The organism is Kordia sp., from assembly GCF_965224175.1.
Taxonomy (GTDB): domain Bacteria; phylum Bacteroidota; class Bacteroidia; order Flavobacteriales; family Flavobacteriaceae; genus Kordia.
Genome location: NZ_OZ245041.1, coordinates 2,541,989 through 2,562,876, shown reverse-complemented (window position 1 = coordinate 2,562,876; position 20,888 = coordinate 2,541,989). Strand labels below are relative to the sequence as shown.

The 20,888-nt window shown below is 33.2% G+C and carries 18 protein-coding genes and 1 tRNA gene; 13 read left to right on the top strand and 6 right to left on the bottom strand.

Going from position 1 to position 20,888, the window contains the following annotated elements; translation table 11 throughout:
* The first annotated feature begins 85 nt into the window (after positions 1 to 85).
* The 7 genes from topA (at position 86) to ACOQOS_RS10900 (ending at position 9,642) form a co-directional block, all read left to right on the top strand.
* A complete protein-coding gene (topA, locus tag ACOQOS_RS10930; RefSeq protein ID WP_420575004.1) occupies positions 86 to 2,593 on the top strand; it encodes a type I DNA topoisomerase in 2,508 nt (835 codons plus the stop codon).
* Positions 2,593 to 3,762: a formimidoylglutamase gene (locus ACOQOS_RS10925; protein WP_420575003.1), complete on the top strand. Its 1,170-nt coding sequence runs from the start codon at positions 2,593 to 2,595 to the stop codon at positions 3,760 to 3,762. The genes topA and ACOQOS_RS10925 overlap by 1 nt, the downstream gene beginning before the upstream one ends.
* Before the next feature lie 151 nt (positions 3,763 to 3,913).
* Positions 3,914 to 5,278 (top strand): gliding motility lipoprotein GldK, encoded by a 1,365-nt coding sequence (gene gldK, locus ACOQOS_RS10920; protein WP_420575002.1) that lies wholly within the window; start codon positions 3,914 to 3,916, stop codon positions 5,276 to 5,278.
* Positions 5,279 to 5,365: 87 nt separating this feature from the next.
* Entirely contained in the window at positions 5,366 to 5,998 is a 633-nt protein-coding gene (gldL, locus tag ACOQOS_RS10915) for a gliding motility protein GldL (RefSeq protein ID WP_420575001.1), read from the top strand.
* Between the two features lie 50 nt (positions 5,999 to 6,048).
* Positions 6,049 to 7,617, top strand: coding sequence for a gliding motility protein GldM (gene gldM, locus ACOQOS_RS10910; RefSeq protein WP_420575000.1), 1,569 nt, complete (start codon positions 6,049 to 6,051; stop codon positions 7,615 to 7,617).
* A gap of 19 nt (positions 7,618 to 7,636) precedes the next feature.
* The gene (gene gldN / locus ACOQOS_RS10905; protein WP_420574999.1) at positions 7,637 to 8,530 is read left to right on the top strand and encodes a gliding motility protein GldN; all 894 of its coding nucleotides are present in this window, start codon (positions 7,637 to 7,639) and stop codon (positions 8,528 to 8,530) included.
* Between the two features lie 62 nt (positions 8,531 to 8,592).
* Entirely contained in the window at positions 8,593 to 9,642 is a 1,050-nt protein-coding gene (locus ACOQOS_RS10900; RefSeq protein ID WP_420574998.1) for an NAD(P)/FAD-dependent oxidoreductase, read from the top strand.
* Positions 9,643 to 9,649: 7 nt separating this feature from the next.
* Here the strand turns inward: ACOQOS_RS10900 and ACOQOS_RS10895 are convergent, their stop codons facing one another.
* Positions 9,650 to 10,036, bottom strand: a complete 387-nt coding sequence (locus ACOQOS_RS10895) for a DUF983 domain-containing protein (protein WP_420574997.1) — start codon at positions 10,034 to 10,036, stop codon at positions 9,650 to 9,652.
* A gap of 84 nt (positions 10,037 to 10,120) precedes the next feature.
* Between ACOQOS_RS10895 and ACOQOS_RS10890 the strand changes: the two genes are divergently transcribed.
* From ACOQOS_RS10890 to ACOQOS_RS10880, 3 genes are all read left to right on the top strand, one after another.
* Positions 10,121 to 12,034, top strand: a complete 1,914-nt coding sequence (locus tag ACOQOS_RS10890) for an ABC-F family ATP-binding cassette domain-containing protein (RefSeq protein ID WP_420574996.1) — start codon at positions 10,121 to 10,123, stop codon at positions 12,032 to 12,034.
* Position 12,035: 1 nt separating this feature from the next.
* On the top strand, positions 12,036 to 12,218 hold the full coding sequence (locus tag ACOQOS_RS10885; protein WP_420574995.1) for a CPXCG motif-containing cysteine-rich protein: 183 nt from the start codon (positions 12,036 to 12,038) through the stop codon (positions 12,216 to 12,218).
* A 58-nt stretch (positions 12,219 to 12,276) separates the two neighbouring features.
* Positions 12,277 to 12,349 (top strand) — tRNA-Met (locus ACOQOS_RS10880).
* A gap of 220 nt (positions 12,350 to 12,569) precedes the next feature.
* Here ACOQOS_RS10880 and ACOQOS_RS10875 read toward each other — a convergent pair.
* The 5 genes from ACOQOS_RS10875 to gwsG form a co-directional block, all read right to left on the bottom strand.
* Positions 12,570 to 15,779 carry an AsmA-like C-terminal region-containing protein gene (locus ACOQOS_RS10875; protein ID WP_420574994.1) on the bottom strand — a complete coding sequence of 1,070 codons (3,210 nt, stop codon included), beginning with the start codon at positions 15,777 to 15,779 and terminating at the stop codon, positions 12,570 to 12,572.
* 313 nt (positions 15,780 to 16,092) lie between these two features.
* Entirely contained in the window at positions 16,093 to 16,284 is a 192-nt protein-coding gene (locus ACOQOS_RS10870; RefSeq protein WP_420574993.1) for a hypothetical protein, read from the bottom strand.
* Between the two features lie 63 nt (positions 16,285 to 16,347).
* Complete coding sequence (gene gwsS / locus ACOQOS_RS10865) at positions 16,348 to 17,364, bottom strand: grasp-with-spasm system SPASM domain peptide maturase (RefSeq protein WP_420574992.1); 1,017 nt, start codon at positions 17,362 to 17,364, stop codon at positions 16,348 to 16,350.
* A 1-nt stretch (position 17,365) separates the two neighbouring features.
* A complete protein-coding gene (locus tag ACOQOS_RS10860; protein WP_420574991.1) occupies positions 17,366 to 17,578 on the bottom strand; it encodes a hypothetical protein in 213 nt (70 codons plus the stop codon).
* On the bottom strand, positions 17,559 to 18,566 hold the full coding sequence (gwsG, locus tag ACOQOS_RS10855; protein ID WP_420574990.1) for a grasp-with-spasm system ATP-grasp peptide maturase: 1,008 nt from the start codon (positions 18,564 to 18,566) through the stop codon (positions 17,559 to 17,561). Before gwsG ends, ACOQOS_RS10860 begins: the two co-directional genes overlap by 20 nt.
* A 743-nt stretch (positions 18,567 to 19,309) precedes the next feature.
* On the opposite strand from gwsG, the gene ACOQOS_RS10850 reads away from it, so the two are divergent.
* From ACOQOS_RS10850 to ACOQOS_RS10840, 3 genes are read left to right on the top strand one after another with little or no spacing between them, the layout of a single operon-like run.
* A complete protein-coding gene (locus ACOQOS_RS10850; RefSeq protein ID WP_420574989.1) occupies positions 19,310 to 19,690 on the top strand; it encodes a LytR/AlgR family response regulator transcription factor in 381 nt (126 codons plus the stop codon).
* Positions 19,691 to 19,740: 50 nt separating this feature from the next.
* Positions 19,741 to 20,274 (top strand): OmpH family outer membrane protein, encoded by a 534-nt coding sequence (locus tag ACOQOS_RS10845; RefSeq protein WP_420574988.1) that lies wholly within the window; start codon positions 19,741 to 19,743, stop codon positions 20,272 to 20,274.
* Complete coding sequence (locus ACOQOS_RS10840; RefSeq protein WP_420574987.1) at positions 20,252 to 20,884, top strand: hypothetical protein; 633 nt, start codon at positions 20,252 to 20,254, stop codon at positions 20,882 to 20,884. Before ACOQOS_RS10845 ends, ACOQOS_RS10840 begins: the two co-directional genes overlap by 23 nt.
* Positions 20,885 to 20,888 lie beyond the last annotated feature (4 nt).

The window sequence follows — 20,888 nt, the reverse complement described above, 5'->3', positions numbered from 1 at the left end:
TTCTAGGTGCTAAAAAAGTATAAACACAAAAAAATGTGTCAATTTTTAAAAATCTATATACTTTTGTACTCTGAAAAAACGATATATGGCAAAGAATCTGGTAATTGTTGAGTCACCGGCAAAAGCGAAAACGATTGAAAAATTTCTTGGAAAAGATTACAAAGTAGAATCTAGTTTTGGTCACATTGCGGACTTACCTTCCAAAGAATTAGGTGTGAATGTTGATGGCGATTTTGAGCCTGAATATATTGTCTCCGATGATAAAAAATCAGTTGTAAAAAAATTAAAGGATTTAGCGAAGAAAGCAGAAATGGTTTGGCTCGCTAGTGATGAGGATCGCGAAGGAGAAGCAATTGCTTGGCACTTAGCTGAAACATTAAAGTTAGATCCAGAACGCACAAAGCGAATCGTTTTTCATGAAATTACAAAAACAGCGATTCTCAAAGCAATTGACAATCCAAGAGCAATTGACTACAATTTAGTAAACGCACAACAAGCACGTAGAATTTTAGACAGATTGGTAGGATATGAATTATCGCCAGTACTTTGGAGAAAAGTAAAAGGAGGATTATCTGCCGGACGTGTTCAATCGGTTTCTGTTCGTTTAATTGTAGAAAGAGAACGAAGCATTCAAGACTTTAAACCGCAAGTGTCATTTAAAGTTGCAGCAGAATTCTTAAACTCTCAAGGGAAAAAATTCAAAGCAAAACTTAATAAAACATTTCCAACACATCAAGCAGCTAAAGACTTCTTAGCTAAAAATGTTGGAGCAGATTTCAAAATTGCAAATCTAGAAACTAAACCAGCAAAAAAATCACCAGCAGCACCATTTACTACATCAACACTGCAACAAGAAGCATCGCGAAAGCTATATTTCTCAGTAAGTAAAACAATGACGCTTGCACAACGATTATATGAAGCCGGTTTAATTACATACATGAGAACGGATAGTGTAAACCTATCTAACGATGCAAAAAATGCAGCACAGGCGGAAATCATTCGTTCCTATGGAGAAGAATACAGTCATCCAAGAAACTACAAAAGCAAAGCAAAAGGAGCACAAGAAGCGCATGAGGCAATTCGTCCTACCAACATGGAAAACCATACGGTAAGCGCAGAATACGATCAAGTTCGTTTATATGAATTAATATGGAAACGTACATTGGCTTCGCAAATGAGTGATGCAAAACTAGAACGTACCAATGCGAAAATAGAAGCAAATACGCATGGAGAACGCTTTACAGCAAATGGAGAAGTATTAAAGTTTGAAGGTTTCTTAAAAGTATACCTTGAAGGAAAAGATGATGAAGATGAAGAACAAGACGGAATGTTGCCAGCACTAAAAGTAGGGGAACAACTTACCAATGAATTTATTTCTGCAACGCAACGTTATACAAAAGCTCCATATCGATTTACAGAAGCATCGCTAGTAAAACAATTAGAAGAGCTAGGAATTGGAAGACCATCTACATATGCGCCAACAATTTCTACCATCCAAAATAGAGGATACATTGAAAAAGGAACTGTAGAAGGTGTAGAAAGAAAATATGAGCAGTTAACCTTAAAAGGTGATAAAATTATAGAAAAAGAACTCACGGAAAAAGTTGGTTCAGACAAAGGGAAATTGGTGCCTACAGATATTGGAATGATTGTAAATGATTTCTTGGTGAAAAATTTCTCCTCAATTTTAGACTATAACTTTACTGCAAAAGTAGAGCAAGACTTTGATGATATCGCTTCTGGAAACGAAGAGTGGAAAGATATGATGAAAGATTTCTATAAAGATTTCCACCCAAAAGTAGAAGATGTAAAAGAAAATGCAGAACGCGAATCGGGAGAACGTATCTTAGGTGTGGATCCAGAAAGTGGAAAACAAGTAAGTGTGCGTTTAGGGAAATTTGGACCAATGGTACAAGTAGGAACGGTTGATGATGAAGAAAAGCCAAAATTTGCAAGTCTAAGCCCAGATCAACAACTAAACACGATTACCTTCGAAGAAGCAATGGATTTATTCCAATTGCCAAAAACGCTAGGAGAATACAAAGGAGAAACAGTTGAAGTAAACAATGGTCGTTACGGTCCGTATGTGAAGTTTGGTAAAAAGTTCATTTCTCTTGACAAAGGAGAAGATCCGTTAAGTGTAGAAATGGACAGAGCTATGGAATTAATCGTAGCACGAGAAAAAGCAGATGCACCAATTACACAATATGAAAGTCATGACGTAACAAAAGGTGTTGGACGTTTTGGTCCTTTCTTAAAGTGGAATGGAATCTTTATCAATGTTAATAAAAAATATGACTTTGATAACCTTTCGCAAGCGGATATTGAAGAACTCATTGAAGACAAAAAGAAAAAAGAACGCGAAAAAGTAATCCATAACTGGGAAGCAGAAGGAATTCGTGTGGAAAAAGCACGATGGGGAAGAAGTAACATCATTCAAGGGAAAACAAAAATAGAACTTCCAAAAACGGTAGATGCTACAAAACTAACGCTAGAAGAAGTTCAGCAAATCATAGAAGAAAAAGCTCCTAAGAAAAAAACGAAAGCAAAGGCAAAGACAAAAGCGAAACCTAAAGCAAAAGCTAAAAAATAATGGATTTTGAATTTTTATCGCCTGTCAATGATTTATTGCTTGCACACAATGAATTATTGTCTAATCAAACTTTAGGGAATGCAATAAGCATTCATACAACTAAAGATGGAATCCCTGAAACATTAGGAGAAGCTAAATTTGCAATCATTGCAGTACTAGAAAACAGAAGTGATATTAATTACTTAGGTGAAAACCTAGATTTGCTAGAAATTCGAAAAGCACTATACAGTTTATATCCTGGAAACTGGATTCATAAAATTGTAGATCTAGGAAATCTATACAAAGGAGAAACAGTTGATGATACCTATGCAGCTCTAAAAAGAATTATGGAGCCGCTACTCAAAAAAAACATCATTCCTATCATACTTGGTGGAAGTCAAGATTTAATGTACGCAATGTATCGTGGATATGACAATCTAGAACAAACCGTAAACATTGTAAATGTAGATAGTAAGTTTGACTTTGGAGCCGTAAGTCAAACACTCAGTAATAATTCCTACATGGGAAAAATTATTGTAGAAGCTCCGCATAATCTATTTAACTACAGTAATATTGGATACCAAACCTATTTCAATTCGCAAGAAGAAATAGATCTAATGCAAAAACTATTCTTTGATGCTTATCGTTTGGGTCAAGTGTCTAATGACATAAGTATTGTAGAACCAATTACACGTGATGCAGATATTGTTGGGATTGATTTATCGGCTGTAAAAGCTTCTGAAGTTAGTGGAAACCAAAATACATCACCAAACGGATTAGATGGAAAAGAAATATGTGCTATAAGCCGTTATGCGGGAATTAGTGATAGAGTTTCGTCTTTTGGTATCTTTGAATACAAAAACTCAAAAGACGAAGAAATAACAGCGATGTTAGTGGCGCAAATGATCTGGTATTTCATTGAAGGTGTAAATTATCGTGTTAATGATTACCCTTTTGTCTCAAAAGATGATTATTTGAAGTATATTGTGCCCAATGAGATGGAGGAGATGATTTTTTACAAAAGTAACAAGACTGAAAGATGGTGGATAGAAATACCATTTATTTCAAGTTTGAATAATAAATTAAAAAGACATACGTTATTACCTTGCACACACCAAGATTATTTGAATGCTTGCAATCAAATTATCCCTGAAAGATGGTGGATGGCGTATAAAAAAAGTATAAATTAAATAAGCGTGTTAAGAAAACCTTAAAATGATATTTAAAAAAAGCAGTTGAAAACCATTAGTTTTTAGAATAAAAAATTGTTTTTTTAAAAATAAATAGATAGGTTTACGCCCTTAAAATCTATAAAAAACGTATTAACCTCAATAATTCCGTATGAAAAAGATTGTTGTATTAACAGCCGTTTTAGCATTTCTTTATAGCTGTGGTTCTAAAGATCGAGGTGAGCTAGTCGGTGTCAAAGGAAAAAAATGGCATCCTGAAAAGCCTTATGGTATGACGCTAGTTCCAGGTGGTTCATTCATTATGGGTAAATCTGATGATGATATTGCTCAAACTAAAAATGCACCTACTAAAACCGTTACAGTTCCTTCGTTCTACATGGACGAAACTGAAATCACAAATAGTGAATACAGGGAATTTGTTTACTGGGTAAGAGATTCTATTATCAGAACAAAATTAGCAATCCTTGCTGATGAAGAAGGTAAAACTGATGCTGATGGAGATGGAATTGCTAAGTATGCTTTCAAAGATGCAGATACTACTGATCAAACTGCTTGGGAAAAGTATAATATAGATAACTATGCAGGTTTAGGACCTACAGGTTATGAAGGAAGACGTTTAAATACTGATGTAGACTTAATTTGGGACTATTCTGAAATTCCTGATGAGTTTTATGCAGAAGTAATGGATTCTATGTTAATTCCTGAAGCAGAATCATACAATGGTCAACGTACGATTGATTGGACAAAAGTTCGATTCCAGTATGATTGGATGGATATTCAAACTGCTGCTAAGAACAAAGGAATGAAGCGTACTGACTTCATCAAAAGAGAAAACTTAGAAATCTATCCAGATACTACAGTATGGATTAGAGACTTCGAATATTCGTATAACGAGCCAATGCACAATGATTACTTCTGGCATGATGCTTACAATGACTATCCAGTAGTTGGTGTAACTTGGAAACAAGCGAAAGCATTCTGTGAGTGGAGAACACTTAAGAAGAATATCTACAGAAAAGAAAGAAAGCGTCACATGATCAACAAATTCAGATTACCATCTGAAGCAGAATGGGAGTACGCAGCAAGAGGTGGACTCGAAGGAGCAACATATCCTTGGGGAGGACCTTACACAATGAACGATAGAGGTTGTTTCTTGGCAAACTTCAAGCCATTAAGAGGTAACTATGCAGCAGATCAGGCATTATATACTGTGGAAGCTGAATCGTATGAACCAAATGATTTCAACTTATATAACATGGCAGGTAATGTAGCAGAATGGACTGCATCATCTTACGATCCAAGTTCATATGAGTACATGTCTACAATGAGTCCAAACGTAAATGATACATTAAACAAACGTAAAGTAATACGTGGAGGATCATGGAAAGACGTTGAATACTTCCTACAAGTAAGTACGAGAGATTTTGAATACAGAGACTCTGCAAGAAGTTATATTGGATTCAGAACTGTACAAAGCTACATGGGTACAGATGTAGTAGGAAAAGGAGCAAGATAATTATCGAGTACTAAAAATAAACCAAACCACGGTTAACCCAACACTTAAATTTTATTAACTAAACACTAAACTAAAAATTAGATTATTATGGCAAAGAATGGCAAGATTACGCTAACGAACATGGTATATGGACTTGGAGCGGCAATTGTAATTGTAGGAGCATTATTTAAAATTCAACACTGGCCTTATGGAAGTACTATCTTAACAATAGGAATGATAGTAGAAGCACTAGTATTTACATATTCAGCCTTTGAAAGACAAAGCGACGATCTAGATTGGTCATTAGTATACCCAGAATTAGCAGGAGGATCTGCAAAAGCAAAAGCTAAAAAACAAGAAGCAACAGATGCTGAAGGATTATTATCTAAAAAATTAGATAACTTATTAAAAGATGCTAAAATTGACAGTGAATTAATGTCTAGCTTAGGATCTAGCATTCGTAACTTCGAAGGAGCAGCAAAAAGTATCTCTCCTACAGTTGATGCAATTGCTTCAACAAAGAAATATAGTGAAGAAATGTCATTAGCAGCAGCACAAATGGAGTCTTTAAATAGTCTTTACAAAGTGCAAATGGAAAGCGCTAATCGTCAAGCAGCAATTAACGAAGAAGCAGTTGAAAACGCAGCGAAGTTAAAAGAGCAAATGCAATCATTAGCGTCAAACCTTTCATCTTTAAATGGTGTATATGGTGGAATGTTATCTGCAATGAACAAAAACTAATTAGTAGTATTTTAATTCAACAAAAAAATTAACTAAAAAACTAATTAGAAATGGCAGGAGGAAAACAATCTGCAAGGCAGAAAATGATTAACCTGATGTACTTGGTATTTATCGCTATGATTGCGATGACTATGACCAAAGAAGTACTATCAGCGTTCGGATCTATGAACTCAAAATTCGTGAGTACAAACGAATTAACTGATCAATCTAACGAAACACTTTTAAAAGGATTGAATCAGAAAGCTGGAGAAAAAGTAGAATTTAAAATCCCAGCTCAAAAAGCACAGCAAATAAAAAATATCTCTGATGGCTTTGACGCTTATCTTGAAACTCTAAAAGAAGACATCGTAAAAGGTGGTGGATATGAAAGAGAAGAAAACGGAGATTTACCATTTGAAGAAATGGATAAAGGAGACTACTTAGATGAAAAGTGGTTTACTGGAGATCGTTTAACAAAAGAAGGAGATGCAGTAATGGCTGCTATTCGTAAGTATAAAGAAGATATCAAAGCTGTTTTAGGAGAAGATCAAACGTATACAACTGCTATTACAAACTTTGATAAGCGTTTTGACTTAAGTGATGTGAAACCAAAAGAAGGAGATAAACTAAGCTACTTAGATTATAACTACAAAGGTTTCCCAGCAATTGCATCGTATGCGAAGTTAACAGCAATGCAAAACGACGTTAAGACTACAGAAGCAAACTTATACAACTTATTCTTAGGAAATTCTCTTGATGAGGCAATTACACTTAAAAACTATACAGCAATTGTACGTCCAAAGAAAAATGCATTTTTCGCAGGAGAAGAGTTTCAAGGTGAAGTTTTACTAGGGAAATATGCAAATGTTACTCCAGTTAAATTAAACGTAAACGGAAACGAAGTTACTTTATCGAAAGAATCAGGAACATTAGATTCAGTTGGAAATGCACAAATAAAATTCAAAACTGGAAATGTTGGTGAGCACGAAGTAAAAGGTGTTTTCACTTTCGTTGAAAAAGGAGAAGAATTACCAATTGAGTTTACTGGAAACTATGTCGTTGTGCCACGTCCAAACTCAGCAACAATTTCTGCTGATAAAATGAACGTAGTATACCGTGGAGTTGATAACCCAATGACAATTTCATTTGCGGGAGTATCTGATAACAAAGTAAATGCAAGAGCAAACGGATTAAAGAAAGTAGGTAACGGAAAATACGTTATGCGTCCTACAACAGGTAGCGAAGTAACAATCAACGTTACTGCAACTCTTGATGATGGCTCGTCAGCTGGAGATAAGAAAACATTTAGAATTAAAGAAATTCCAGCACCAACTGGTTTCTTTAGAGGTATTTCTGGATCTGCTAAAATGAGTAAGTCTGGTATTGAAAAAGGTACAATTGAAGCAAGACTAGTAGATTTTGATTTCAAACTTGGAGTATCAGTTACACAATTTGACTTTAAAGTTCCTGGTCAACCAACAATCACTGTTAGAGGAGGAAGATTAGATGCAAGAGCTAAAAGTGCACTAAGAAGAGCTAGAAGAGGTCAAAATGTACAAATCCTTAATATTAAGGCGAAAGCAGATAATGGAATTCGTCTTAAGAAAATATCACCAGTAATTCTTGAAGTTACAAACTAAAATTATTAAAACATTTGTTATGAATTGGAAAGGTTTATTTACAGCAGCATTTACACTCCTACTATCAGGAACAGTACTTGGGCAAGCAAATTTATTGAATGCCAAAGATCCTGGTGAAATAGGTGTAAAGACACAAGCGCAAAAAGATGCTGATAACGATGGTCCATTGCCATATGGATATGTAGATGACAGAGATATTCTTTGGTCAGCTACGACATGGGAAATCATTGATCTTGACGAAAGAGTGAACTTTCCTTTGTACTATCCTATAGATACAATCGGCATGCGTGCTGATAGACGTTCTTTGTATGATGTACTCTTGAAAAATGTTAAGAGTCAAAAGATCAAGAAAGTATATGCGGATGGAAACTTTACAGAAGTTCGTACGTATGAAGACATCAAAACAAGTTTACGTAAAGTAGATACCTTAGATGATGGTTTTGATCAATTAAACAGAGGTGAAAAATTATCTGACGAATTTATTGAAGTTAGAGATTTAACTTCTGCTGATATTGAGGAATATCACGTAAAAGGTGTTTGGTATTTTGACAAGCGTCAAGGAGAATTAAAATATAGACTGTTAGCAATTGCTCCAGTAGCACCAGATGTACAGTTTATTGACCAAGATGGGCAACAAGATTTAATTGAGCTATTTTGGGTATTCTATCCAGATGTTAGAGAAATTTTACACGAATCAAAAGCATTCAATGATCGAAATGCCGCTGTCCCACTATCGTTTGACCATTTATTAAATGCAAGACGCTTCAATGGATTAATTTACAAAGAAGAAAATGTGCAAGGTGATAGACGTGTAAAAGAATACGTAAAAGAAAACTCACTCATGCAGTTATTAGAATCTGAACGAATCAAAGAAAAGATCAGAGGAAGAGAACAAGACATGTGGAATTATTAAATTCATAACATAACAATATTAAAAACGCTCACTATTTGGTGAGCGTTTTTTATTTTTGCTTCATGATAGATTGTATAGTTGTAGGATTAGGCTTAGCTGGAATAGCTTTTTGTGAAGAGCTAGAAGCTGCAGGAAAAGAGTTTGTAGTATTTGAAGATAAATCGCAACATTCTTCAACTGTAGCTGGCGGATTGTATAATCCTGTAATTTTAAAGCGTTTCACGCCTGTCTGGAATGCAGATTTGCAATTGGCAGTAGCTTTACCTTTTTATGAAAACTTAGAAGCAAAACTAAAAGCTTCATTTGATGAAAAGCTACCTGTTATGAGACGATTTGCTGCTATAGAAGAGCAAAACATGTGGTTTGAAGCTTCCGACAAACCAAAACTCTCTAAGTACCTTGACACAAATCTTATCAGTAATACCAATAAGGCAATTGATACGCCATTCTCTCTGGGTAAAGTAAAAGAAACTGGAAGAGTACACACTCGAAAGTTGCTCAAAGCGTACAGTGAATATCTTTCAATTACAAACAAAATTCTAAGAGAACGTTTTCAATATGAAGAATTGATTTTACAAAATGGTTCCGTAAAGTATAAAAACATACAAGCAAAACATGTTGTTTTCTGTGAAGGATTCGGAATTAAACAAAATCCATTCTTCTCCTACTTACCTTTAAATGGAACAAAAGGAGAATTACTATTCATAAAAGCTCCTGATTTAAAAATCGATTATGTATTAAAATCCTCTGTGTTTCTCATCCCGCAAGGAAATGATATATATACTGTAGGTGCTACGTACAATTGGAAAGATAAAACGCATATTCCAACAGAAGAAGCAAAATTGGAATTGATAGAAAAACTTTCAAAATTGATTCATTGCGAATACGAAATCATAGATCAGGTTGCAGGAATACGACCTACCGTTATCGATCGAAGGCCATTAGTAGGAGCACATCCAAAGCATAAGCAAATAGCTGTTTTAAACGGTTTGGGTACGCGTGGAGTTATGATTGGACCAACGGTAGCCAAACAACTCTATAACCATCTAGAAAATGATGCTGAGCTTCCAAAAGAGATCGATATCAAACGTTTTGAAGATTCAGAGAACTAAAGAAATCTTATTTAGTGTCTAAATTCTTGTCGTAAGACATAAATAGGTTAATCCAAATATTCCGCGATAAGCGCATAATTACAGGCATAAAGCCAATCAAAGTTCCCATAATAGCAAAAAAGGAAACGAGTAAACTATCTGCACCAATAAAATAACGAGTAATGATAAAAGCAGCAACAGCAAACGCGATTCCAACACCATAACTCACATACATAGCGCCATAAAAAAATGAAGGTTCAATCTTGTAGCGAGTTCCACAATGTGAACACGTTTCATTCATTTTCAATGTAGCATTCAATTTATACGGGTTTCTCTCCTTATACATACTTTCATTATGACATTTTGGACAAGTTCCCGTTAAAATACTATATAATTTCGATCCTTTTTTTAACATTTGTAAAAATATATAATGAGTTGTCTTATTAAAGAACAAAAATAAGACTTCTATTTAATAAAAACTGTAACTTTTGTCACACACATGATAAATATTCATAATATCGCTGTTGCTTTTGGAGGTACGTATCTTTTTAAAGATATTGCCTTTCGTCTAAACGCTGGCGACAGAGTAGGACTGATAGGAAAAAATGGCGCGGGAAAATCTACCTTGTTAAAAATTCTTGCGAAAGAAAATGAACCTGATGAAGGAGAAATTGCCACCGATAAAGATGTGGAAATTGGTTTCTTAAAGCAGGATATCGAATTTACACAAGGACGTACAGTCTTGGAAGAAAGTTATGAAGCTTTTAAGGAAATTCGTGCATTAGAACTTAATATTGATCAAATAAATCATCAACTATCTGAACGTACAGATTATGACAGTGAATCGTATAATCAGCTCATTGTAGATTTGAGTGAATATACAGCTCGTTATGAGATATTAGGCGGTTACAATTACAAAGGAGATACAGAAAGAGTTCTACAAGGATTAGGTTTTAAGCGAGAGGACTTCGACAAAAAAACAGATACATTTTCAGGTGGTTGGCGTATGCGTATCGAGTTGGCAAAACTCTTATTACAAAAAAATGATGTACTACTCTTAGATGAACCAACAAACCATTTAGATATAGAATCTATTATTTGGTTAGAGCAGTTTTTAAAATCTTTTCCAGGTGTTGTAATTATTGTTTCGCATGATAAAATGTTTTTGGATAATGTGACAAATAGAACGATTGAAATCTCTTTGGGGAGAATTTATGATTACAACAAGCCATATACGAAATACTTAATTCAGCGACAAGAAATTCGCGAACAGCAATTGGCTACGCAGAAGAATCAAGAAAAGCACATTCAGCATACAGAAAAACTGATAGAAAAATTTCGTGCGAAAGCTTCAAAAGCTACCATGGCACAATCGCTTATCAAAAAATTAGAACGAATTGATCGTATAGAAGTTGACGAAGATGATAATGCGGTAATGACGATTCAGTTTCCTGTATCTGTTCAGCCAGGAAAAGTAGTTTTAGAAGGAGAAAATCTCTCCAAAAACTATGGCGAAAAACAAGTATTATCTCATGTTGATTTATTTGTAGAGCGTAGTAGTAAAATTGCTTTTGTTGGACAAAACGGTCAAGGAAAATCTACATTGGCAAAAATTATTGTCAACGAAATTTCGCATGATGGAACTTTGTCGCTAGGTCACAATGTTCAAATTGGATATTTTGCACAGAATCAAGCAGAATATCTTGATGGTGAATTGACGGTTGAAGATACAATGATTGAAGCTGCTGATGAAAAAACACGTCCTAAAGTACGTGATATGTTAGGCGCTTTCTTGTTTAGAGGAGAAGAAGTTGACAAAAAGGTAAAAGTACTTTCTGGAGGCGAACGAAATCGTCTGGCATTATGTAAAATGCTTCTACAACCTTTTAATGTGTTGGTGATGGATGAACCGACAAACCACTTAGATATCAAGTCGAAAAATGTACTAAAAAAAGCATTGCAAAACTTTGAAGGAACGCTAATTTTAGTATCGCATGATCGTGATTTCTTGCAGAGTCTTACCAATAAAGTATATGAGTTCAAAGATCAGCAAATAAAAGAATATTTGGGCGACATTGATTACTACTTGGAACAACGAAAAGTAAATGACTTACGAGAAGTAGAAAAACGGACAGTTGTAAAAAAGGAACAAGCGCCAAAAGAAGAAGTAAAAAACTCTTACGAAGAACAGAAGAAACTAAAATCACTCAACAACAAACTGAACAAAGTAGAACGTGCCATCTCTGACTTGGAAAAAGAAATCAAAGATATTGATATGGAATTGGCGGTAAACTATGAAGAAACTATAGCAAAGCCTGATTTTTTTGATATGTATCAAGGGAAAAAGAAAACCTTAGAAACATTAATGGAAGATTGGGAAGTATTGCAAGAACAAATGGATGAATTAAGTTAAAATGAACGAATATTTCTTTCAATGTCCGTATTGTTGGGAACAAATTTCCATGTTAATTGATACTTCTGTGTATACTCAAAAATACATTGAAGACTGTGAAGTTTGTTGCAATCCAATTGAATTAGAGGTGATTAGTGAAGATGGGGAAATCATCGGGTTTCAGGCGAGGAATATAGAACAATAAAAAAGTTTATTTTTTTGTTGGTAGAATGAAAAATGGTTGTATATTTGCAATCCAATATCGCGGGATAGAGCAGTAGGTAGCTCGTCGGGCTCATAACCCGAAGGTCACTGGTTCGAGTCCAGTTCCCGCTACTACCAAAGACACTTCTGATAAGAAGTGTCTTTTTTTATGCTCATAATTTTTATAGAAAACGTGAGACGAGAAGTTTATACTGAGCGAAATGTAATGAAGTCGAAGTGAGTCCAGTTCCCGCTACTAGAATAAAAAAGGCTTCACGTTTTAGTGAAGCCTTTTTTATTGTTTGATAATTTTATTCAAAATAAATATGTTCGTATTGAACTGTTTTTAGTATTATGAATTTTTCTTCTTTCTTTTCTTCTTTTTCCCCAAGGAAATCTTATAATCATTTACGGTTCCTTTTACTTTTAAATTTAGATATCTTGTTCTTCTTTTAGGATCTACTTCTACAATCTCATCTTCTTGATCTTCACTAATAGTACGATTCTTGCGTCCAAATATTTTATGCCAAGCAGCTTTTCTTGCAGTTTTCCATGGAACACGTAAATAGTATTCAATATTTTGATTGCTATCATGTGTGCCAGATAATTCCATATGTCCTAAAGTAGATTCGATGGTCATAGAAGGAATATGAATCTTTCCTTTATCTATATTCAAACTGTTTTGCAAAGTATCAAATCGAATGTTTCGCAGGTTTTTATTTTTTATATAATCGGAAAGGGCTAACATTGGATCGTAATTTTTTAACCTGCCATTCAATACTTTTACATCCATTTCTAGTGTAGATTGATCCAAATCAGGTACCATGTCCGGATATACTCTAATCTTTCCTTGAATTCTGGAAGTAAGTTTCCCTTGTAAGTTTTCTGAAACAAGATGATCTTGCCCAAAATTCTCGAATTTAAACAGCAATTTATCCAAATCAACATTATTCATCACCAAATCGGGTTGCAGATAGATATGTTTTGGATCGCTACCATTAAAATATCCGTTTAATCGAATATTTCCTCCTGCTGCGTCCATGTGTAATGTATCTATATAAATATAATGATCAGGTGTTGTTCTTATATCAGCTTTAATTTTTTGAAGATCTATTTTATGATAAATAAAGTGTGCAATATCTGCTTTAAATCGCATATCTGTAAATGGTAATTCATATATATTGAAAGCATCTGCGTGTTCCGCTATATCTGCAGTTTTTGAAGCAGCGGTTTCTATTGGTTTAGGAGGTTTTAAATCCAAATTAAACAGTGCATCATAATCAATATAGTTTGCTTTTACTGCCAGATAATTATCTCTTTTCTTTATTTGTTGATTTTCTCCCAGATAATAATTTAAATCGAAATTGAAATTAGTAACTCCTATTTCTCCATGAAAGTCTTTAATAACAATATGTTGATCTTCATAATGTATATTTCCTTTAAAATCATGAAAGCGCAATGGATGCACCTTCATTTTTGTGTCTAACTTATCTAAAGCCAAATCGATGGAATGTAAAGAGGAATCTTTATAATGCATACTAGAGTCAAAATGCAATGCCAAATTATCAAACTCTTCATGCCTGTATTCTTCGGGAACATAATTTTCTCCTTTATATGAAAAAACGTCTTCTAATCTTAATTTTTTTGAAGTAAGATTGATATCTAAATCTACATCTCCATTAAGTTCAGGTTGCATCCAAAAAGCATAATCATGTATACGTCCGTCAATATGAAAATCACTATCGTCAATATGTCCTGTGAAATCTACTATTTTTAAATCTACGCTATCGATTAATACATCAGCATGGAAATCATGTAATTTGTGTGGATAATGCTTCAAACTAGCATGCAAACTATCAATGAAAAATTCGCCTTTTGGCAAATGTTTAGATTCTGTAAAATCTTTTGCAGCAGCTTTAAAAGAAAGTCCTAAGCTTAAATTTTCTACCTGTTCATCAATACCTTTTTGGATAGAGTCTTGTGTTGAATAACCGGTCAATTGTGCAATGTCTAGATACTTAGAATTAATATCAAAATGTGCTTCAATTGGGATGTCCGTATGATGCACTAAAGCAGGCAAGTCTGAAAGGAAACCACTAATGGATAAGTCTGTATTGCCCATTGACAGATCAAATTGTTTTAGCGTAGCTTCCTTTCCATTCATTACTAGGTCTACATTCAATGTGTCTAAACGAGCAGGAAGATTTTTGGCATTCAAGCTTAAGTCTTTTACTCGTAACTGTGCAAAATAGGCTTGATTGAGTTTTTGCAGTGCTTTTTCAGGTTTATCAATATCAATAATATCGTGAAACTTCATTTTTAGTGAAACTTTCCCAGAAGCACCTTGAACTTGATCCAATTCAAAAAAATCTGCAATAAAACCCAAATTAAAGTCAGAGTCTATTTCCATATAAACTTCGGGTGACTTAAAATTCTTGACAAATAATGAACCCTTAAACTTTCCTTTCTCCAAAGAAGCTGTCATTTCATTGAGTGATAACTCCATGGTGTCAGTATCTCTATTGTCTCCGTTGGAAAAATGTCCTTTAAAACCTAGATTGTCAATTTTTTTACGCCTTGCAGGGTTTTCTAAATATGCTTCTCCAGCACCAAAATCTGCATTAATTGCTGGTCTATTTCCTTTGTTGGAAGCTCCTTTTATGGTCGCATTAAAATAGATGTCACCAGCATTGTTATATTTCTCTAAATAGGGAATCACATTTGTTGGGGCAAATGCAATGAGCATGTCAAAATTAGGCTTAGCTCCTTTAATATAAAGATCAAGATCTACATCATTCTTTGTGTCTATAGAACCTTTTAACTCAAAATCGGCATTTTCCATTTTAACACCAGAAGGCTGTATATTTAGAATACCAGTGTGTTGATTAAATTCGATATCAGTATGAATTTCAAAATGCTTTTTTTTCATAAAATCAGGAACAACGGCATCTGAGATTACATTCAACTCAAAATCTGTATCTACATGTCCTGCAATGATGCTATCTTTTACACTAAAACTACCTTTGCCTGAGTATATAAACTTTTCTACATCTGTATTTGTGGCTTCATCTAAGGTATGAACGTCTAAATTTTTAAATTCAATTTTTTTGAAATGCACATTGGCAGAAGAGGTTGTTGTATCAGAAGTACTCGCTAAAGAGTTTTCAATATTTGTCGTATTGTTTTCATGGATCACAAGATTAAAAACACCATCTTCAACGATTAACGATTGAATGTCGTAATTTCCATTGACAATATCCCATAAGTTAAAACCAAGATAGATATCTTTTACATCCATTATAACAGACGCATTATCCTCTTTAGTTTCAAAAATTTTGAAATCATATACCTTTAAAGAGATGTATGGGAAGTTGCCAAAAAGGGATAATTCACTTTCACCAACACTAATAAGACCTTTGTGTTCTGTGTTTAGTTTTTCAATTTCACCTTTAATAATTTCATATTGGTTACTTTGAACATATAGTATTAGACTTCCTAACAATAAAATTGGAACTAAAATTAGTCCTAACAAAATACGTTTCCATAATTTTTTAATTTTCAAAGTAGATGTCTTTTAGAATTAGAAAAAGCGTTTGACTTTAAAAGTAACGAATTAGTATGAGAAAACCTTATATAGTTTAAAATCAACTACACTAATTGATGAGATGTATTAAAGTCGTTTCTCCTTAAAACAAGATTTTCTAATTCTTAATACTTTAGTTAGATAATAGGAATAATTATTCAGAAAACCAGGTACGTTTCTGAATACGATTTGAGGTTTTTTTAGCAAAAAAAGATTAATGTATTGAAAAACAATAGGCTCGAATTCTCGAACCTATTGTATTAAAATTACCTATAATATTCCTGTAATTTCATTAATTAGATGCAGGTGATTGAGCTGTTTTAGCTTTTCCAGTTCTATCTTCACTAAAATCTGAAATCCATGTAATAAATAAATCTGTAGATGATACAGTGGTAAAGCTATTCGCTCCACCTTTTACCTCATTGAGATCATTAATTCTTTGCTCTTCAAAAGCATCAATTCGTTTCTTTTTTATGCTTTCCATAATATTTATAATTTAATTTTGCCTACTCTAGTTCAGGTTTTCGGCTTCCCCCATATTATATCATCAAGGTATTTGCGACCATTCCATTTTATAAGGATCATACGAGCATTTTTTGGGTTTGGCCAATGAAGTATCTGAGCCTAAAAATGCTCTGCAATCAGTACACATATGTCTAAATTCACAATCTTTGCAGACTTCAATTTGATCTTTAGAAATATTCCAAACTTTCGAAAACTCTTCATTTTTTAAGCAGTCCAATAAGGAATCTTCTGAAATGTTTCCATAAGACGTAGTCATTGAAGGACAATTTTTAATATTTCCATGAACGTCTACAGCTATTTTTTTATGAAGGCAGGAATTGAAATGTTGTGATTCTAAAAAAGTATCTTGATTAATCACAAAATCGTTCATGTATATATTGCCGCAATGCGAAGCTGAATCAATCCAATCTGTATGTGTCACAATAGTTGCAGTAGAATTTTTATCAATTACAGCGAGTTGTTTTTTTGATGGAGCTGAATGCAGTAATATACTTTGAACTCTCATATGATTTTTAGCCAATTCTTGAAGTTCTGACTGCGTTAATTCTTCCGTGTATTTGATGATTAATGTTATAGAGTTGATGATGCTTTTTGAAGAATATTCTAATATGTTCTCTAGAAAAGAAATACTGACTTCATCAAAAAAACGCAGTTCTATATGTTTACAACCTAACTTCTCTAGTTGTTGAAATACATTCTTAAAGTTATGATTTGAAGATGAATTACTATCTATAATTCCGTTTGTAATCATGGATGGAGTGTAATATGTCAAATCCATCTTTGGAAATAAATCAGGATCATCACACCAAAATCCAAATTCGTTTTCTATTAAGAAATCATAATATTCACTAATTACTTCTTTATGTTCTGTACCTAAAGTTGAAATGGCAACTTCTTTTGATTCTCCATCAAAACGATCCAATACATCATATAAAGAGTTTGGAATAAATTTAATTTTCCCGCGTTGTAAATCGTAAATTGTACTTCTAGAAGCTCCTTTTACAGGAATACAAGAAGAAAAAAGCTTAAATTTTTTCATGTTAATCTGTTTTTGATGTACGGAATAATTTTGAGATTGGCTTATAAAATTCTAGTAATACGTAATGATCTGTTTGATGAAATGTACTTTCAGAAATCCGCACAGGACTAAAAGAGGATGCGTCAAAAGTTTTCGCCTTAATTTTTCTGTAGTTTAAAGGAGCATTTTCTAGGTTCAATAAGTCTTCTATTTCTTTACTTTTTATGTTTTCCATGATTGCTTAAATAAGTTGCGATTTTTTGTTCTAAATTGTAATTACATGGCTCCGAAACCATTCCAAACTGTCCAACAGGATTCACCTCTAGAAATACGTACCTATTGTCTTTGGTAACTACCATATCTATAGAGCCAGTATTTAATTCAAGTTTTCGCATCAAACAATTTAGCTTGGTTGAAATTGCTTCTGGAAGTTTAAAAGGAGTTGTTCTATTAGGATTTTTAAGATTATAATTTCGAAAATCTGTTTTTGTTTGCGGATCTAATTGTGAGAAAATTGCCATTGAATAAAAATCGCCATCCAAATAGAAAATTCTCAATTCAAAGGCTTTGTCTAATTCTTCTTGTATGAGCGATGGAAATATTCGGCTGCTTTCTTTTGGAATATCTTCAGGAACTACACTTTCTGTGTACGTCATCCAAGTTTCCGAAGTTTTTTCATTAAAAATGTTATGAATATTTAGGTTATGGCAAATTGACTTTGTGATAAATTTTTCTCCTTTTGCAAGAAGTGTTTCTATTTGATAAGGATTTGTAGTAACGATTGTTTTGGGAATATCTATACCTATATCTTTTGCCATGAAAAGAACCGTAAGTTTATCCACATTGGCAATATCATACTTTCCTAATGAATTTTTTGTTTGCAATAGGCTGTAAATACTATTATGAAAAGAATCTATTTCTTCTGTTAATTGTACATCTACTTTCTCTTTTAATAGTGGACTCAGTTTATGAAGGCTGTTCAATTCAATAGCCAATTTGAAATAACCTCTACGATACCAAAAAGAATCAATCGCTGTACTAGTATAAGTTTCGCCGTCTTTATTAAAATTTACAATAGTTTGAGAATGATTACTTAATTCAAAACTATTGATACGAAGTATATCTTTAGAATTCAATCTTAAGACCTTTTTTCCTAAATGGTTTATCCAATCCATCACAAGTGATGTGGAGAAATCGTTTGCTTCACTACTAATCACAATCATTACTTCTACTATTTATAAGCGTTAAAAAACTTGAAATGTCATTACTGTAAATGTTCTGTAATTGACATGTATTCTTATGGGAGAAAAATTAAAATTCATTACCCATATTTAATATTTATTTTAAGCTTATGGCTTTAGTAGAATCGTAGTGTGTTTAAAATGAGTGAACTAAATATCTAAATGCGAAAGGTAAATACAAGTTTAGAATTTAATTGGAAAAGAATGATATGTTAAAATATGCGAATGAACGTTTTTCATATATCATTTTAATCACGATTTCAACACTATTTACATATTCTTCGCGAAGAAAAAATACACAAAGGTTTCAACTCCTTTTAGAAAAAGTAACATCATTACTCTCTTACCAATTTAAAAGGATTTCATTCTTGTTAATAGTAACAATATTTCAACGCAAACTTCTGAGCATTTAAATCTCGATTATCGAGTAAATAACGGAATTTCCCGAAAAACTCGGTACAAGAAAATGATGCTAGTAATTCTTCTGTGATTTCGATGTAAGTATTTGGTTTATAGGAATTAAGGTGTCTTGAGTTGCATCTATAATTGCTGTATTGTAGCTGTTTTTTGTTGCTGAGACACTTTTTTGAATATAGTTTTGATTCAAAAGTTAGTCATAAAATGCTTCCATAAAAAGATCAATTCCCTAATTAAAAAATGTCAAGATGATGACACAATCTTATGAGAAGTTTTAGAAGAATATATAAACATCAATGTAATTGAAAATGAAAAAGAATTTAATCAGAAACAACGAAGAAGACCATATCCTTTTATATGGAGAAAGAGAAATAGTGTACCTAATGCTTAAAGATATACTGTATATAGAAGCACATGGTAATTATTCAATATTTCACATGCGAAATGAAAAGAAGTTTGTAAGCTGTCACAAGCTGAAATATTATGAAGAACTACTAGAAGAAGCAAACTTTTTTAGAATCAGTAGGTCTTATATTGTCAATAAAGCATGTATAAAATATTACCACACTGATACACGAGAACTTATACTGACTAACTCATTCATTGCATTTGTGAGTTTTCGAAGACGAAAATTATTCCTCAACAGTATTTATAAAAGTAACCATACGGCAAAAGCTATGGTAGGTTAATAATTAGTGAAATAAACAACGAATAATAAAACAACTTAAAAAATATAAAAATGAAAAAAACTCCTTTGATTTTATCCGTGATTGCTTTGGTATTATCCTCTATTGCTATATGGAAAGGACTCTCTAAAGAAGAACAAGTATATGTAGATGTGAACAAATTAGTAGAAGGATACGAACGAACAAAAATTGTAAGAACTGATTTTCAAGAGAAAGCAAAAACCTTAAATGCAAATATAGATAGTCTCATTTCAGGTTGGCAAAATGAACTAAAATCCTATGAAAAGGAACGTGCTTCTATGACAAAAAAAGAGAAGGAGCTGAAACAACAATTGTTGAGTGGAAAACAACAACAAATTACAAACTATCAACAGACGATTCAAAAGCAAATAAAAGAAGAAGATCAAAAAGCTACGCAAACCGTAATCAATGATATCAACGATTATGTAAAAGCGTACGGAAAAGAAAAAGGATATAAAATTATTTTGGGGGCTAGTGGAGCCGGAAACATCATGTATGCTGATGAAGGAACTGATTTGACAACGAAAGTATTAGAAGGACTCAATGCAGAATTCAGAGGAAAATAATGGTATGGGGAAATTCATGATTTTCTGGCTACTACTAGGAATTTCTCTCTGTAGTTGTAAGCAAGAAACATTTAGTACGCAAGCAGAACTTCTACAATACTTGCATGGAGAAGATAGTGAGTATGTGCAAGAAAAAACGATTAATGGCGTGACATTCTCTTTAGCATACCGCCCTACAGATATGTTGGTTGCACAAGAAATTAATGAGGAGATAAATTCAGAGGAATTAGCTGCCTTGAGAGAAAAATACAAAGGACAACTGTACTTTAATCTATCAATGTCAGCAAGAAATAAAGAATTACTCAGTAGTATTCCTAACAACAGAAACGAATTTGGAGCGATGGTAAATCAACTAGCCTTTGGTATGGGTGAAAAAGCGCATTTAATCACCCAAAGAAAAGACACGTTGGAAATGCAAGACTTCATTTATCCAAGAATGTATGGCATGAGCAATGCAACAACCATCATGTTTGTATATCCAAGGAAAGAAGAAAGTTTAAAAGAAGATTACATGCACTTTACGCTGGAAGATATAGGATTACAAGTAGGAGAAGTAAAATTTAAAATACCTACAGATATCATAAAAGAAGAACCGAAATTATCATTTTAAAACA